Raw genomic sequence first — 15069 nt, 5'->3', positions numbered from 1 at the left:
GGAGGCCGCCCCATGTCCATCGCCGCGCCTGTCGCCCAGAGCAGGGCCATTCTCGGATCGGTGCCCCAGCTCGTAGCCGATGCGGTGAATGCCGCCGAGCAGGTCTATGGGGAGGCACGGTCGCGCGTCGCTGCCCTGGTCAGCCGCAACGGGCGCGTGTCGGCCGAGCTGATCGAGCAGCATCAGGCGGCGACGCACGGCTTGGCGTGGCTCGCGACTTATGTGGAGACCTTGCGGCAGCTGGCGCTCTATGCGGCGCGGCTAGAGGAGGACGAGCGGCTCGGCGAGACCGAAACGCTGCTCGTGCAGGTCCTCGCCGGGGAATATCTCAACCAGATCGTGGGCGGCATCCCGATGAACCTGGGCGAGTTCGTGCGGCCGCATGATCTCGGGCTGGACGATGCCTCGCTGAAGCCGCTGGCCGCGGGCAGCGCCGCCCGGCTGCGGCGAGAGGGCAACAGCCCGGATGCACGGGCGCGCCTCATCGCCCTCATCATGGCGCAGGATGGCGCGCTCACCTTCGGCGCCACCGGGCTGGACGAGACGATCGAGCAGATGCGCGGCGAGATGCGCCGCTTCGTCGAGGACAAGGTGGCACCGCATGCGCACGAGTGGCACCTGGAGAACGCTTATATTCCCCTGGACATTCTGCAGGAGCTGAGCGCGCTGGGCGTGTTCTCGCTCACACTGCCGGAAGCCTATGGGGGCCTCGGGCTCGGCAAGGAGTCCATGTGCGTGGTCTCGGAGGAGCTGTCGCGGGGCTATATCGGCGTGGGCTCGCTGGGCACGCGCACCGAGATTGCCGCGGAGCTCATCCTGCATGGCGGCACCGAGCAGCAGAAGCAGCGCTTCCTGCCCAAGCTTGCCTCGGGCGAGATTTTGCCCACGGCGGTTTTCACGGAGCCCAATACCGGCTCGGATCTTGCCAGCCTGCGCACCCGGGCCGTGCGCGAGGGCGACGTCTACAAGGTCTATGGCAACAAGACCTGGATCACCCATCCGGTGCGGGCGGACCTGATGACCCTGCTGGTGCGCACCAACCCCGAAGAGCCGGGCTACAAGGGCCTTTCCATGCTGCTGGCGGAGAAGCCGCGTGGCACGGACGAGGATCCCTTCCCCGCGCCGGGCATGAGCGGCAGCGAGATCGAGGTGCTCGGCTATCGGGGCATGAAGGAATTCGAGATCGGCTTCGACGGCTTCGCGGTCAAAGCGGAGAATCTGCTGGGCGGGGTCGAGGGGCAAGGCTTCAAGCAGCTGATGCAAACCTTCGAGAGCGCGCGCATCCAGACCGCCGCCCGGGCGATCGGCGTTGCGCAGAGCGCACTCGACCTGGGGCTGCGCTACGCCTGCGAGCGCCTGCAATTCGGCAAGCCGATCGTGGCGTTCCCGCGGGTTTCCGACAAGCTGGTGATGATGGCGGCCGAGATCATGGCCACCCGGCAGCTCACCTATTTTGCGGCGCGCAACAAGGATGCGGGCCGGCGCTGCGACCTGGAGGCGGGCATGGCCAAGCTGCTGGCGGCGCGGGTGGCCTGGTCCGCGGCGGACAACGCCCTGCAGATCCATGGCGGCAACGGCTTCGCGCTCGAATATCCCATCAGCCGGGTGCTGTGCGACGCCCGCATTCTCAACATCTTTGAGGGCGCCGCCGAGATCCAGGCGCAGGTGATCGCGCGCCGGCTGCTCGACGGCTCCAACTGAACGGCGGCTCGAAACGGAACACGCGCTGGCCGAACTCGGCCGTCAGATCATTCGGGGCCGCAGAGAAAGTTCGTCTGTCATGTCTTTTGCAAACTATGCCGTACCCGTGGCCCTTGCGGCCGTGTTCATCGTCCTGGTGCTGGGGCTGGTCAACATGATGCGCGGCGGCAGCGCCAATACCTCGCAACGGCTGATGCGGCTGCGCGTGCTGCTGCAATTCCTGGCCATCATCGTGATCATGGCCAGCATCTACTTCATGAGCCGCTAAGCCGACATGGCGCCGCTTGCAGCGGGCCAGCGCTGCTTGGAGCAAAATTCATTTTTCCGCTCGATGATCGATGCCGAGCAAGGCTTGTTCCCTGGCACCGCCTTTCCATATGAAGGCGCGGTGCCTCATCCTTGGTCGAGCGTGATCACCCCTTGTCGCGCGGACTTCCGGTTCGGGATGACGCTCTAGGAGATGCGCATGGCAGAGCGGAAAGACGAGAAGCACATGCCGGACCTCACATCGCCGGAGATTCAGCTGCCGGCCGTGATGCAAGCCAACGAGAAGCGGGTCCGGCGCGGGTTCTGGCGCAAGCTCGGGCGGGTGGCCAGCCGCATTCCGTTCGCGCAGTCGCTGATCGCCGCCTATTATTGCGCAACCGATCCCGACACGCCGCTCAGGGCCAAGGCGGTGCTGTTCGCGGCGCTGGCCTATTTCGTCGTGCCGTTCGACTTCCTCCCCGACATTCTCACGGCGATCGGCTTCACCGATGACGCGGCGGTGCTGTTTGCGGCGCTCAACATCATCGGCATCTATATGAAGCCCAAGCACCAGGAGATGGCCCGAGAAGCGCTGGACAAGCTGCGGCACGGCGGGACGCCCGACAGTCCGGGCGCTTGAGGGAAGACCGGCCCCTCACGGCCGCGGCTCGGCGCCTAGGCGCGGCCGGGCATGACGGCTTTGTTCAAAGTTCGTTATTGCCGCGCTTGACGCGGCAATCCAGGGCCGCAAGGGCGTTCGTACCGTGTGGCCCTGGATGCCGGCTCAAGGCCGGCATGACGTAAGCTGTTGGCTGGCAAAACAAATCGTCGTCACCGGCTTGACCCCTGAGCCCTCATACTTCCAGGATGATCTTTCCCTTGGCCTGGCGCTTGGCGAGAACGTTGAGCGCGTCGGCCGTGCGGTCCAGCGGAAATGTGCGGTCGATTCGCGGCCGCACGCGGCCGGAGGCGCACCAGCCGAGCAGCATTTCCATGTTCTCGCGATTGCGCTGCGGCTCGCGCTCGATATAGGCGCCCCAGAACACGCCGACGATGTCGCAGCTTTTCAGCAGGACCAGGTTAAGCGGGATCTTGGGGATCTCCCCGCCGGCAAAACCGATGACCAGGAAGCGCCCATACCAGCCGGTTGAGCGCAGCGCCTGCTCGGCCAAGGGGCCGCCCACGGGATCATAGACCACATCGACGCCCTTGCCGTCGGTCAGCTCCTTCAGCCGGTCCTTGAGGGATTCCCGCTCGTAGTTGATGACCTCATCGGCACCGAGCTCACGACAGAAGGCCAGCTTGTCGTCCGAGGACGCGGCGGCGATGACACGGGCGCCGAACTGCTTGCCAAGCTCGATGGCGGCCTGGCCGGTGCCACCAGCGGCGCCAAGCACTGCGAGCGTTTCGCCGGGTTGGATGCGCGCCCGGTCCTTCAAGGCGTGCAAGGTGGTGCCGTAGGTGACGGAAAGGCCGGCGGCGGTGGCATAGTCTATGGCGTCCGGCAGGGGGATCAGCTTCGAGACGGGCGCCACCACCTCCTCGCGCGCGCCGTTCCAGCCGAGATAGGCCATGACGCGGTCGCCGACGCGGAAGCCCTGCACATCTTCGCCTATGGCGGTGATGTCCCCCGCCACTTCGCCCGCCGGCGAAAAGGGCAGCTGCGGCTTGAACTGATACTTGTTCTCGATGATCAGCGTGTCGAAGAAATTGAGCCCGGCGGCGCGCACCCGGATCAGCACCTCGCCAGCACCCGGCGCAGGACTGGGAAGCTCTTCGAGCACCAGGCTTTCCGGCGGTCCATAATTCCTACACAATACTGCTCTCATCATTATTTCTCCCTAGAGGCTGTGCCGGGGGCGCGGGCCTGCCGCCATGTGTTCTCGCGTGCGTTTCGAATCAACTTTCAGCGAGGCATGGATTCATATCTGGTCCTGGCCATGCTGATAGTCTCATAACCATCTGGCGTGCAATGGCCATTTTCGCCGGCTTGCCGGGCGTCGCTTGCCTCGCCGGGGGCCACTCGGTTAGGGTTCAGCCTTCGCGCGCTCCGTCGTGCCTGGGTTGATTTCACATGGCGTTGCGTCTACCCCTCGCCTCGAAACTTTGTCGGACCCGATGAAAGGAGCTCTTCAACGATGACTTCACGTGGGACGCTCGTCGCCTTCTGCCTCATGGCCGCTCTTGCCGCCTCGGCGTTGCCTCGGGACGTTGCGGCCCAGACACAGAACGAGCCGCAGCTGCTCGGCGACTTCAACGACTGGGCGGCCTACACCTACAATACGCAAAAGGGCAAGGTGTGCTACATCGTGGCCAAGCCTTCGTCCTCGGAACCGAACAATGTGAAGCGCGACCCGATCTTCCTGCTGGTCACCCACCGCACCGCCGATAAGGTTCGCAACGAGGTGAGCACGATCATCGGCTATCCCTTCAAGAAGGACGCGCCCGCACTGGTCACCATCGATGGGACGAATTACGAGATGTTCACCAATGGCGACGGCGGCTGGTTCGATTCCAGCACCAAGGACAGCCAGGTGGTGAGCGCCATGAAGGCCGGGCACAAGCTGACCATCAAAGGCACGTCCTGGCGCGGCACCGAAACCACCGACACCTATTCGCTTGCCGGCGTGACCGCTGCCATGAAGGCGATCGACCAGGCCTGCGAATAGGCATCCGGCCAGTTCGCCGGCCGGCCGCGCGTCGCGGGGCTTGACATCGCCCTCGCCGCACGCGACCTGTTGTCGAAGCCCGCGCGGCGCCGTGCCCGCGGGTTTCGCAAACCTTGTCCGACAGCATGACCCTAGAGCCCACAACCGGCCCCCGCACGATACTCGACATCTCGCACAGGTCGCGGCCAGGCCATGGGCCGCAGCCCGAGCCGGATGGCGGCCGGCGTTCACTGATCGGGCTCACCCGGCCGGAGCTGGCGCAGGTCTTGAGCGAGCTGGGCGTTCCCGAGCGGCAGCTGCGCATGCGGGTCGGGCAGATCTTCCGCTGGCTGTACAACCGCGGCGTCACCTCGTTCGAGGCCATGACGGATGTGAGCAAGACGCTGCGCGACCTGATGAGCGAGCGCTTCACACTCGACCGGCTCGACATCATCGAGGAGCAGATCTCGGCCGATGGCACGCGCAAATGGCTGCTGCGGCTGCCGGCGGCCGGCCCGCTCGGCCAACGGCACGAGGTGGAAGCGGTCTACATCCCGGAAGAGGACCGCGGGACGCTGTGCGTTTCGAGCCAGGTGGGCTGCACCCTCTCCTGCACCTTCTGCCACACCGGCACGCAAACGCTGGTGCGCAACCTCACGGCGGGCGAGATCGTCGGGCAGCTGCTGGTCGCCCGCGACCGGCTGGGGGAATGGCCGGAGCAGCTTGCCGCCAACCCGACGCCGCCAGTGGGCGGCCGCTACATCACCAATATCGTGCTGATGGGCATGGGCGAGCCTCTGTACAATTTCGACAATGTGAAGGCCGCGATGGAAATCGTGTCGGACAACGAGGGCCTGTCGCTGTCCCGACGGCGCATCACCCTGTCGACCGCCGGCGTGGTGCCGATGATCGCGCGCGCCGGCGAGGAGATCGGGGTCATGCTGGCGATCTCGCTGCATGGCACGACGGACGAGATCCGCAACAAGCTGGTGCCGCTGAACAAGAAATACCCGATTGCCGAGCTGATGGACGCCTGCCGCAACTATCCCGGCCTGTCGAATGCCCGGCGCATCACCTTCGAATATGTGATGCTGAAAGGCATCAATGACAGCGATGCCGATGCCAAGCGGCTGGTGAAGCTGCTGGAAGGCATACCCGCCAAGATCAACCTCATTCCGTTCAATCCCTGGCCAGGCAGCCCCTATGAATGCTCGGACTGGGAGCGGATCGAGACATTCGCCGAGATCGTAAACCGCGCAGGCTATGCGAGCCCGATCCGCACGCCGCGCGGCCGCGACATCATGGCGGCCTGCGGGCAGCTCAAATCCGCTTCCGAGCGCCTGCGGGCCAAGACGCGCAAGGCGCTGGACAACCAGGCGGCCGAAGCCGCTGCTTCCTGATTGAGGTCAGCTACAACTGATCAGGCCGTGCCCGCCCGCTGCGCCGCAATGGCAGCATTTTCGAGCGGCATGCGCACGCCCGGCTGGATGACGGCGGGGTCGTAGGGCTTGCGCGCGAACACCTCGCGCACCATGGGCCGGAAGAGATCCAGCTCGAAGGTGGGATAGTCCGGATCGAAGCTGGACTGGTCCCACAGCTCGCAGAACAGGGCGCAATCGTCGTAATACGGGCTGCCCTTGTGCATCTCGCGCTTGTTCGGATTGGCGCCGACGTGCTCGCCGTAATAGAGCAGCTGGAAATCGGCGTGCTTTTCGACCACCCAGGTGCACTGCTCGCGTATGAAAGGGCGAAGGATGGTGGCCGCATATTCGTCGTGGTTATGCGGCGCGTAGATATCACCGATATCGTGCAGCAGGGCAGCGACCATCCAGTCGGTGTCGGCGCCTGCCCGCCAGGCGCGTGTGGCGCTTTGCAGGGAATGGCCAAGCCGGGTGATCTTGTAGCCTGAGAGCGATTCATCCAACGCGACGAGAGCGGCGAGGAGGCGATCTGCGGTACCGGCAACGAATTCGTGCTCGTGTTTCGTGAGGAAGGCGTAGTCTTCCCGATCGCCATCCTTCATCTGGGTGAACTTGACCGTCTCCATTGCCAATCCCTCCGCAGCGGTGGCGGTAGCGCGCGCTGCCGCCATGTGGCATCTTGCGACCTTATTCCTCTGCAGGCAACGGCTGTCTGGTGGCGGCCAGCACGCCGAGCAGGGCCTTGTCGCGGTGCTCGACAAGGCTTTCATAGGAGCGGCCGGCGATCTCCTCCTCGACCCCGCGGGCGATCATGTCGCGCAGCTCCGGCGTGATGTGCGGCGTGCCCAGGTCGGCCCACCACTTCTCCACGTTTGGCCCGAGATGGTCGAAGAAGTGGGCGATGCCGCCGCGGCCGCCAGCCAGATGGAAGGTGAGATGCGGGCCCATGATGGCCCAGCGCAGCCCGGGGCCATAGGCGATGGCCGCATCTATGTCATCGACGCTGCCGACCCCTTCCTGCACAAGGTGCAGGGCCTCGCGCCAGAGCGCCGCCTGCAGGCGATTGGCAATGTGGCCAGGCACCTCCTTGCGCACATGGATGGCGCGCTTGCCCACGTGGTTGTAGAAGCCGATCGCCCATTGCACGGCCTCTTCCGAGCTGCGGCCGCCGCCGACCACCTCCACCAGCGGGATGAGGTGCGGCGGATTGAAGGGATGGCCGACGACCAGCCGTTCCGGATGGCGCATCTCGGCCTGCATTTCGGTGACCCCGAAGCCCGAGGTGGAGGAGGCGATCACCCGGTCGGCGGGGACAACGGCGTCGATCTCCTTCAGCACCGCTTGCTTCACCGCAACCCGCTCCGGCGCATTTTCCTGGACAAAGTCGGCACCTTGAGCGGCTTCACCGGCGGAGGCGTGAAAGGAGAGACGCGCCAGGGCCTGGTCCACCGCTTCTTCCGTGATGCGGAGCTGACGCAGGGCCGGCCAGGCCTCCCTCACATAGGCGCGCACCATGTCGGGGGCGGCCGGGGCCGGATCGCTCACGCGGACGGTGAGGCCGCGGGCCAGGAACCAGGCGCTCCAGGATGCGCCGATGGTGCCGGCGCCGATGACAGCGATGGTCCGGACTGCGTCGTGCGTGATGAATGGCATGGCTGATGTTCCGAAGGCAGTGGCGATGAAGCGGCGCGACGGCATTTCACGAAAGCCCGCGCCGACGATGGGCCTAAAGGTAGCTTGCCGAAAGCGCGTTGGCGATACCATCGGCCAGGAGCTTGCGGCTTTCGCCCTCGAGCACGATGCGGCCGCGACGGAGGACGTAGCCATGGTCGGAAACCCTGAGGGCCAGACTTGCCATCTGCTCGGCGATGATGACGGTTGCACCGGAGCGGCGGGCATAGCCGGTGATGAATTCGTAGATCTGGGTTACGATGATGGGCGCAAGGCCGAGGGAGGGCTCGTCCAGCAGGAGGTAGGACGGCTGCCGGATGGTGGCGCAGGACAGGATGACCATCTGCTGCTGGCCCCCGCTCAAATAGCCGGCCTGCACCTTGGCCTTTTCTTCGAGGATGGGGAAACGCTGGTAGATGTCATCGACCGCTTCCGCGACGGGTGCCTTGCGGCTGCCGAAGGACCAGGCGAGCCGCAGGTTTTCCTCGACCGTGAGCTGGCGGAACAGCCGGCGCCCCTCCATGGCGTGGGCAAGGCCCAGCTTGGCCCTGCGCTCGGCCGGGATTTTCGAGACGTCCCGGCTGTCGATGATGATGCTGCCGCCGCGCAGAGGGGCGATGCCGGAAATGACCCGCAGCAGCGAGGACTTGCCGGCGCCGTTCGCGCCGAGGATGGCGGTGGTGGTGCCGGGCCTGGCCGTGATGGAGACGCCGCGCACCGCTTCCACCGCGCCATAGCTGACCTTGACGTCGCGCAGTTCAAGCATTCACCGCCTCCTGCTCGTCGCCGAGATAGGCGTTGATGACAGTGCGGTCGCAGCGCATGCCCTCGATCGTGCCGCGATAGATGACCCGGCCGCTGTCGAGCACCACCACGTCGTCAACGAGTTCGGCCAGGAAATCCATGTGATGGTCGATGAGCATGATGGTCAGGCCCATGTCCTTCATGCGTCTGACGATGCGGGCAAGGTGCTCCATCTCCACTTCCGACAGGCCCGCCGCGGGCTCGTCCAGCAGAATGGCGCTGGGCTCAGCCACCAGCGCCCGCGCCACCTCGGCGAGCCGGCGATAGCCGTAAGGCAGGGACTCGATGACCTGATCGGCGGTGGCTTTGAGTTCCGTCAGCTCCATGACCCGGTCGATGCGCGCGAGGAAGGCTGCCTCCTCCTCGATCGCGGACGGCAGGGCCAAGGCGGACGCGAGGCCGCTGTGGGACATCAGCCGATGGGCACCGAGGAGCAGGTTTTCACGCACGGTGAAGTTCGGCACCAGGCGCGGGTCCTGGAAGGTGCGCACGATGCCGGCTTGGGCGATGCGGTGATCCGGCAGGCCGGTGATATCCTGGCCCTTGAACTCGATGCGCCCGTCGCTCGGCAAGTAAATGCCGCTGATCACATTGACCAGGGTGCTCTTGCCCGAGCCGTTCGGGCCGACCAGGGCGGTGATGCGACCGGGCTTCAGCTCGAGCGACACATTGTCGAGCGCGGTGAGGCCGCCGAAATTCTTGGTGATGCCCTTGACGGTGAGAACGCCGCCGCTGCCAGCGCCTGCCTCGGCGCCCGCCGCCATTGGCGGCGCGGTGGGCGCGATCGCCTGCATCTGCTCGAGCGATCGCTGCTGGATGAAGCGCGGCGGTGAAAGCAGCAATCCGGCGATGCCGCGGGGCAGCACGATGAGGGAGAACGTGAGGATCAGCCCATAGACGATGAACTGGTATTCCGCGAAGACCTGCAGGGTTTCCGGCAGGAAGGTGAACAGGGTGGCGCTGAGCACCTGGCCGGCGATGGAGCCGAGACCGCCGACAATGGCGATGACCAGCACTTCGATGGAGCGGTTCAGGCCGAAGCTGTCCGGCCCGAGATAGCCGACCAGATGGGCGTAAAGGGCGCCCGCCAGGCCGGCCAGGAGGCCGCTCAGCACATAAGCCAGCTGCTTGGTGCCGCTGCGGGAGATGCCGAGGCTGCCGGCGGCGATCTCGCTGTGATGGATCGCATAGAAGGCGCGGCCGGTGCGGCTGCGGGTGATGTTGTGCACGACCCAGATGGTCAGAACCGTGATCAGCAATATGACGCGGAAGAACCACACCTCGTCTATGCGCAGACCAAAAACCTTCAGCGAACGGAGGGTGGGCGACGGCACGCCGCTCAGTCCCATCATGCCGCCGGTCACATCGTTCCACTCGCGCACGATCTCGAAGAAGATCATGCCGAAGCCGAGGGTCATCATGGCGAGATAGACATCACGCACGCGGCCCGCCGGAAAGGAGAGGAGATAGCCGACCAGTGCCGCCGAAAGCGTGCCCAGGGGAATGGCCAACAGCACGCTCAGGCCGTAGGTCTTGGCCAGGATGCCGGTCACATAGGCGCCCATGCCGAACAGGCCGGCATGGCCAAGGGAGATCTGCCCGGCAAGGCCGGTCAGCAGATTGATGCTGAGGGCGAAGATGACGGTGATCATCACGAAGCTCAGGATGTGCACGGTGCCCGAGCTCATCCAGCTGGCGCCTATGGCAAGCGCTGCGACAACCGCCGCCAGCAGATAGGTGTTGGTGATGATGGCCGTGAGGGTGCTCTTGAGCTTCGTCATGCCTTCGTGGCCTCGGCTTGGGCGAACAGACCATTGGGCCTGAGCGCGAGCATCAGCATGAGGATGGCGAAGGCCACCGGCTGTTCCGCAGCGGAGGAGATGTAGCCGCCGATCAGCTTCGACAGGACGCCGAGGGCGATGCCGCCGACCAGGGCGCCGACCGAGCTGCCCATGCCGCCGACCACCGCCGCCACGAAACCGAAGAGGACCAGGTTGAAGCCGAAGGCCGGATCGACCGTGCCGCCGATCTGCGAAACCAGCAGGCCCGCGGCGCCGGCGAGCAGGGCCGAGAGCACGAAGGAGCCGATGATGATCAGGTTCACCGGCATGCCGTTGACGCGGCCGAGCTCCGGATCGTGGGAGACGGCGCGCACCGCCTGGCCCCAGCGTGTCAGCCGCAGGAAGGCCTCGAGCACCACCACCAGGAAGACCGACAGGCCGAACACGAGCAGATATTGCAGCGCGATGTGCAAGCCGAAGACGGTGATGAAATCCTGCGAGCCGAAGAGGAGCGACGGGAACGCCACCGCCTGGGAGCCGAACAGCTTGGCGGCCACACCCTGCAAAAGGATGCCGAAGCCGAGGGTCGAGACCACCCAGCCCATGCTGTTATTGCTCTTCAGCGCCGGCCGCACCGTAAAGCGCTCGATGAACATGCCGAAGCCCGCCACAACCAGCAGCGACAGGATGGCGGCGGCGGCCATGGCGATGCCCTGGCTGGCGAAATAGACCAGCAGCATGGCGCAGAACATCATCAGCGAGCCGTGGCCGAAATTGAGCGTCTTGGTGGTCCAGAAGGTGACGTTCAACCCCAGCGCCACGAGGGCGTAGACGGACCCCACGCTCACGCCCGCCAGGACCAGCGAGAGAAAGATGTTCAATCCGCACCTCCCCAAAAGCTTGCGTCAACCCGCTGCAGCGCGCGGCCTTTCACATTGAAATCCGGCTTCTCGTGGCCGGTCTAGAGCGTTTCCGCTTTTCTCCACATCGCGGAACCGCTCTTAAGTCTTTGCCCGGTCGCATTTTCTTCACGCGAACCGCTACCCACTTCGCTCGAAAATGCTCCTCTGAGTCTTTGCCTGGTCGCATTTTCTTCACGCGAACCGCTACCCACTTCGCTCGAAAATGCTCCGCTGAGTCTTTGCCTGGTCGCATTTTCTTCACGCGAACCGGTACCCACTTCGCTCGAAAATGCTCCGGGGCGGGACGACTCGTCCGGAATTGCCATCCCGCCCTGATCCTTTGCTTGAGCGTGATCCGCTTCTCGCGAAGGCGGCGCTTCGGTTCGGGACCCATGCTCCAGGGGCGAGCCAAACGCCCGAAATTGCGGGCCGCTCCCCCTGATGATCGACGCGCAGGGGGAGAGCGGCCTCCCGTTGCAGCCCCTATTCCTGGACGATCTTGAGGCTGATGCGATCGCCCTCCTTGCCGATCTCGTAGACGGCAAGGTCATCCACCCCCAGCGCCGTATGCTTCTCCGGGCTGAAGGATATTGATCTGATGCCGACGCCGGGAACGTCCTTGGTCTCCTCAAGGGCCTTGATGATCGCCTCCGGCTCGGTGGAGCCGGCCCGCTCGATGGCCGAAACCAGCAGGTTCACGCAATCATAGGCCGCGCCGACCGTGGTGGCGATGGAGATCTGCGCCCGCTCGGGATTGGGTCCCCACCAACGGTCGGTGCCGTATTTCGCCTTGTACAGATCAACAAACTTCTGAGTACCGGGCGGCAGCGGATCGAGCCCCAGGGTCTTGGTGGTCGCCGCCCGGGTGCCGACCACCAGGTCGCCCGCACCTTCCATATAGGGCGGCGTGATGCCGCCAGCCGAGGCGTAGAAGGGCACGTTGATGTTGAGCCGAGCCATGTTCTTGCGGATGACGGCGAGGTCCGCGCCGAGGCCGATCACCAGGATGACCTCCGCACCGCCGCGCTGCACGCTGGTGAGCTGGGCGGTCATGTCCTGAGCCCGCTGATTGTAGGATTCCATGGTGATCTTGATATCGGGATTGGCGGCCTTCAGCTTTTCCGCCACCAGCTTGGCGCCGGTGACGCCATATCCGGTGCTCTCGTGGAGCAGGCCGATATTCTTGTAGGTGGACAGCACCTGGGCAAGCTTCGCCGACTCGACGCTGTTGCTGATCGAGACCGAGAAGACGTTCGGCCGCGGCGGCCCGTCGTCGCCCTTCGGATAGACGATGGCGGGGGTCTGCGCCTGGGTGTTGCACACCGGGCGGCCATCGGCCTCCAGCATGTCGACCACCGCCAGGGTCGGACCGCTGCCCGAAGGCGCGATCACCGCGACGATCTCGTCGTTGTCGAGAATGCGGCGCATGTTCTGAACGGCGCGGTCGGGCACCAGCTGGTCATCGAGCACTTCGGCGAGCTCGACCTTCTTGCCGTTGACGCCACCCTTCTTGTTCCATTCCTCGACGGCGATCTCGGCGCCACGGCGAATGCCCTCGCCGAACTCGTTGAACGGACCGGTCAAGGCGGCGGTGAAACCCAGCTTTATGGTTTCCTGGGCCGAGGCAACGCCCGCGCCCAGCATGGCCGCAAGGGCCGCCCCGGCCAGCACTGCCAAGCCGCGCGATCCCGCTTTTGCTACGGAGTAGTTCATTCAGTCCTCCCACGTTATTGCTCTTTGTGAAGACAGCCGATCTTCCGGCTGCGCCTGCGCGGCGCGAGTTCGGCACGGAAGCTCAGCGCTTGCCGGCCTGCGCGAGCTCGTCGGTCAGGATCGGCACGCTGGACGTGATGGTGTGGATGCCGAGCACGCTGATCAGCTCGAAGATTTCCATGATCTCCGCTGCAGTCGCGCCGTAGTTCAACGCATTGCGGATGTGGATCCGCAAGCCGGGCTCGTAGAGGTGGGTCGTCGCGGCGTCGATGGCGATGTAGATGAACTCCTTCACCTTCGGCTCGAGCGGCCCCTTCTTCCAGGGCACGCCCGAGAATTCGAGATAGGCCTCGAAGAAATCCGGCGACATCCTGAGCACACCGTCCCAGAGCGGGCTCCAATAGCCGCGCACGTCCATGAACTGCGCCTTGAGCTTCTCCTGATGCGGCGTGAGCTCGCCCTCCGGCAAGGGACCGCCCTTGCCCGTGGCGCGCATTTCCTCGAGCAGGATCGGCACACCCAGCGAGCAGGCGTGGATGCCGAGCACGGAGGTGAGCTCCAACACCTCCATGATCTCGTCGCGGGTGGCGCCGTAGCGGATCGCGTTGCGCATGTGGATGCGCGTGCCGGGGTCGTAGAGATGCGTCGTCGAGGTGTCGATCGCGATGTAGATCAGCTCTTTGATCTTCGGATCCAGACCGCCCTTGCGCTTCCAGGGCGCAGACGAAAAATTCTTGTAGGCTTCAAAGAAATCCGGATCGATCTCAAGAAGATCCGACCATAGATCACTCCAGTAGCCGCGGGCTGACGTGAATTCGTCCTTGAGCGCTTGGCGGCGCGCATCGAGCGTTCCCATCCTGTCCTCTTCCTCGGTTTACTGTCGGCCTTGTGGAGAGCAGCCGGTTCTTTGCGCTTGCGCGGCGGCAAGTGCCGGCGCCTTGCGTGCCATGGTAGGGACAAAGGCGCGGAAGAAAATACCAATGCTCAACAACCTTCTTTTCATTTTCCGCAAAGGTGTGGAGAGGGCCGGCCCGGCGTGCCCTGGGGCGGCGCCGGCGCTCACATGGTCGACCACTCGTTCTCGAAATGCAGCCGATCCTCGAGATCCTGCCCGCTGAACAGCGGCGCGAAATCGGTGATGGCGGTGGCGCCGTCCTTGCGGTTGGCGAAGAAGCCGACGAGAAAATTGACGAATGTGCGCACCTTGAGCGGCACATAGCGGGACCGCTCGTAGACCGCGTAGATGTTGTGGTCAAAGATGCCGGGGGTCACCGGCCATTCCGGCAGGACATGCACGAGGCGGCCGGACTGCAGCTCGTCCCAGATGCACCATTTCGGCAAGAGGCCGAGGCCCATGCCGGCGAGCGCGCATTCGCGCACGATCTCCGCATTGTTCACCTGGATCGGCCCCGTCACGCGGATGTCGCGGGTGCCACCGCGCTCGCGAAAGCGCCACAAGGCCGACCCGTCATCGAAACGGCCGTCGAGATAGGTGAGGCATCGATGACGGATGATGTCGTCGGGGTGCTCAAGCTTGGGACTGTTGGCAAGGTATTCGGGACTTGCAAAGATGATGCGGCGGCTGGCGTCCCACAGCTTGCGGACCGCGAGCGAAGGCTCATCGAGGTTGCCCAGCCGGATGGCCACGTCGATCTTGTGCTCGATCAGATCGCGCGGCTCCTCGGTGAGCCAGAGCTTGACCTTGATCTCCGGGTAGTTCTCGTGGAAGGCCGGCAGGGCGGAGGCGAGCAAACGCGTTCCCACCGCCACCCGCGTGTGAACATGCAGCAACCCGCGTGGCTTGGCGTGGTGTTCGGAGACGATGCTCTCGAGGGTGTCGAACTCCTGGATGATATCCGCCGCGCGCTCGTAATAGATCTGGCCCACCTCGGTCAGGGTGAGCTTGCGGCTGGTGCGATAGATCAAGCGCACGCCGAGCGCATGCTCGAGCGTCGAGATCTGGCGCGAAACCGATGCGGGCGAGAGGCCCACCATGCGACCCGCGGCCGAGAAACTGCCGGTCTGCACCACCTTGAGGAAGAGGCGGATGTTCTTGAGCGTCTCCATCAGCTGCGCCTTTCTTTGCATGAGGCGCAACAATGGTAGTTGCATAACGAGCATAGGCAAGCACGGCGTTGGCCATAAGATGGGACCGTAAGACGCCGCGACGGTCATGATGGTT

The 15069-nt window shown here is 64.8% G+C and carries 14 protein-coding genes; 5 read left to right on the top strand and 9 right to left on the bottom strand.

Translation table 11 applies throughout. The annotated features are described in order from the left end of the window. Nucleotides 1-12 precede the first annotated feature (12 nt). The 3 genes from E4P09_RS18960 (at nucleotide 13) to E4P09_RS18950 (ending at nucleotide 2587) form a co-directional block, all read left to right on the top strand. On the top strand, nucleotides 13-1701 hold the full coding sequence (locus E4P09_RS18960) for an acyl-CoA dehydrogenase family protein (protein ID WP_137391184.1): 1689 nt from the start codon (nucleotides 13-15) through the stop codon (nucleotides 1699-1701). A gap of 79 nt (nucleotides 1702-1780) precedes the next feature. Further along, a complete protein-coding gene (locus E4P09_RS18955) occupies nucleotides 1781-1969 on the top strand; it encodes a twin transmembrane helix small protein (protein ID WP_137391183.1) in 189 nt (62 codons plus the stop codon). 198 nt (nucleotides 1970-2167) lie between these two features. Beyond that, nucleotides 2168-2587: a YkvA family protein gene (locus tag E4P09_RS18950; RefSeq protein ID WP_137391182.1), complete on the top strand. Its 420-nt coding sequence runs from the start codon at nucleotides 2168-2170 to the stop codon at nucleotides 2585-2587. A 214-nt stretch (nucleotides 2588-2801) separates the two neighbouring features. Here E4P09_RS18950 and E4P09_RS18945 read toward each other — a convergent pair whose 3' ends face one another. Further along, a complete protein-coding gene (locus E4P09_RS18945; RefSeq protein ID WP_137391236.1) occupies nucleotides 2802-3776 on the bottom strand; it encodes an NADPH:quinone oxidoreductase family protein in 975 nt (324 codons plus the stop codon). A gap of 309 nt (nucleotides 3777-4085) precedes the next feature. On the opposite strand from E4P09_RS18945, the gene E4P09_RS18940 reads away from it, so the two are divergent. Together E4P09_RS18940 and rlmN are read left to right on the top strand one after the other, a co-directional pair. Further along, complete coding sequence (locus E4P09_RS18940) at nucleotides 4086-4616, top strand: invasion associated locus B family protein (RefSeq protein WP_137391181.1); 531 nt, start codon at nucleotides 4086-4088, stop codon at nucleotides 4614-4616. A gap of 125 nt (nucleotides 4617-4741) precedes the next feature. Beyond that, nucleotides 4742-5995, top strand: a complete 1254-nt coding sequence (gene rlmN, locus E4P09_RS18935) for a dual-specificity RNA methyltransferase RlmN (RefSeq protein ID WP_137391180.1) — start codon at nucleotides 4742-4744, stop codon at nucleotides 5993-5995. Nucleotides 5996-6015: 20 nt separating this feature from the next. On the opposite strand, the gene E4P09_RS18930 is transcribed toward rlmN, so the two are convergent. From E4P09_RS18930 to E4P09_RS18890, 8 genes are all read right to left on the bottom strand, one after another. Next, nucleotides 6016-6642: an HD domain-containing protein gene (locus tag E4P09_RS18930; protein WP_137391179.1), complete on the bottom strand. Its 627-nt coding sequence runs from the start codon at nucleotides 6640-6642 to the stop codon at nucleotides 6016-6018. A 61-nt stretch (nucleotides 6643-6703) separates the two neighbouring features. Beyond that, nucleotides 6704-7669: a 3-hydroxyacyl-CoA dehydrogenase NAD-binding domain-containing protein gene (locus E4P09_RS18925; RefSeq protein ID WP_137391178.1), complete on the bottom strand. Its 966-nt coding sequence runs from the start codon at nucleotides 7667-7669 to the stop codon at nucleotides 6704-6706. 73 nt (nucleotides 7670-7742) lie between these two features. Continuing rightward, entirely contained in the window at nucleotides 7743-8453 is a 711-nt protein-coding gene (locus E4P09_RS18920) for an ABC transporter ATP-binding protein (protein WP_137391177.1), read from the bottom strand. After that, nucleotides 8446-10272 (bottom strand): branched-chain amino acid ABC transporter ATP-binding protein/permease, encoded by a 1827-nt coding sequence (locus E4P09_RS18915; protein WP_137391176.1) that lies wholly within the window; start codon nucleotides 10270-10272, stop codon nucleotides 8446-8448. The genes E4P09_RS18920 and E4P09_RS18915 overlap by 8 nt, the downstream gene beginning before the upstream one ends. Next, nucleotides 10269-11153 (bottom strand): branched-chain amino acid ABC transporter permease, encoded by an 885-nt coding sequence (locus E4P09_RS18910; RefSeq protein WP_137391175.1) that lies wholly within the window; start codon nucleotides 11151-11153, stop codon nucleotides 10269-10271. Before E4P09_RS18910 ends, E4P09_RS18915 begins: the two co-directional genes overlap by 4 nt. Nucleotides 11154-11657: 504 nt before the next feature. Beyond that, on the bottom strand, nucleotides 11658-12887 hold the full coding sequence (locus E4P09_RS18900; protein ID WP_205042184.1) for an ABC transporter substrate-binding protein: 1230 nt from the start codon (nucleotides 12885-12887) through the stop codon (nucleotides 11658-11660). An 82-nt stretch (nucleotides 12888-12969) separates the two neighbouring features. Next, nucleotides 12970-13743, bottom strand: coding sequence for a carboxymuconolactone decarboxylase family protein (locus tag E4P09_RS18895; protein ID WP_137391174.1), 774 nt, complete (start codon nucleotides 13741-13743; stop codon nucleotides 12970-12972). 203 nt (nucleotides 13744-13946) lie between these two features. Further along, nucleotides 13947-14954 (bottom strand): LysR family transcriptional regulator, encoded by a 1008-nt coding sequence (locus E4P09_RS18890; protein WP_170984503.1) that lies wholly within the window; start codon nucleotides 14952-14954, stop codon nucleotides 13947-13949. Nucleotides 14955-15069: the final 115 nt, after the last annotated feature.

It is taken from the genome of Rhodoligotrophos defluvii (assembly GCF_005281615.1).
In the GTDB taxonomy this organism is placed as follows: Bacteria; Pseudomonadota; Alphaproteobacteria; order Rhizobiales; family Im1; genus Rhodoligotrophos; species Rhodoligotrophos defluvii.
This window is presented reverse-complemented; position numbering and strand designations above follow the sequence as displayed.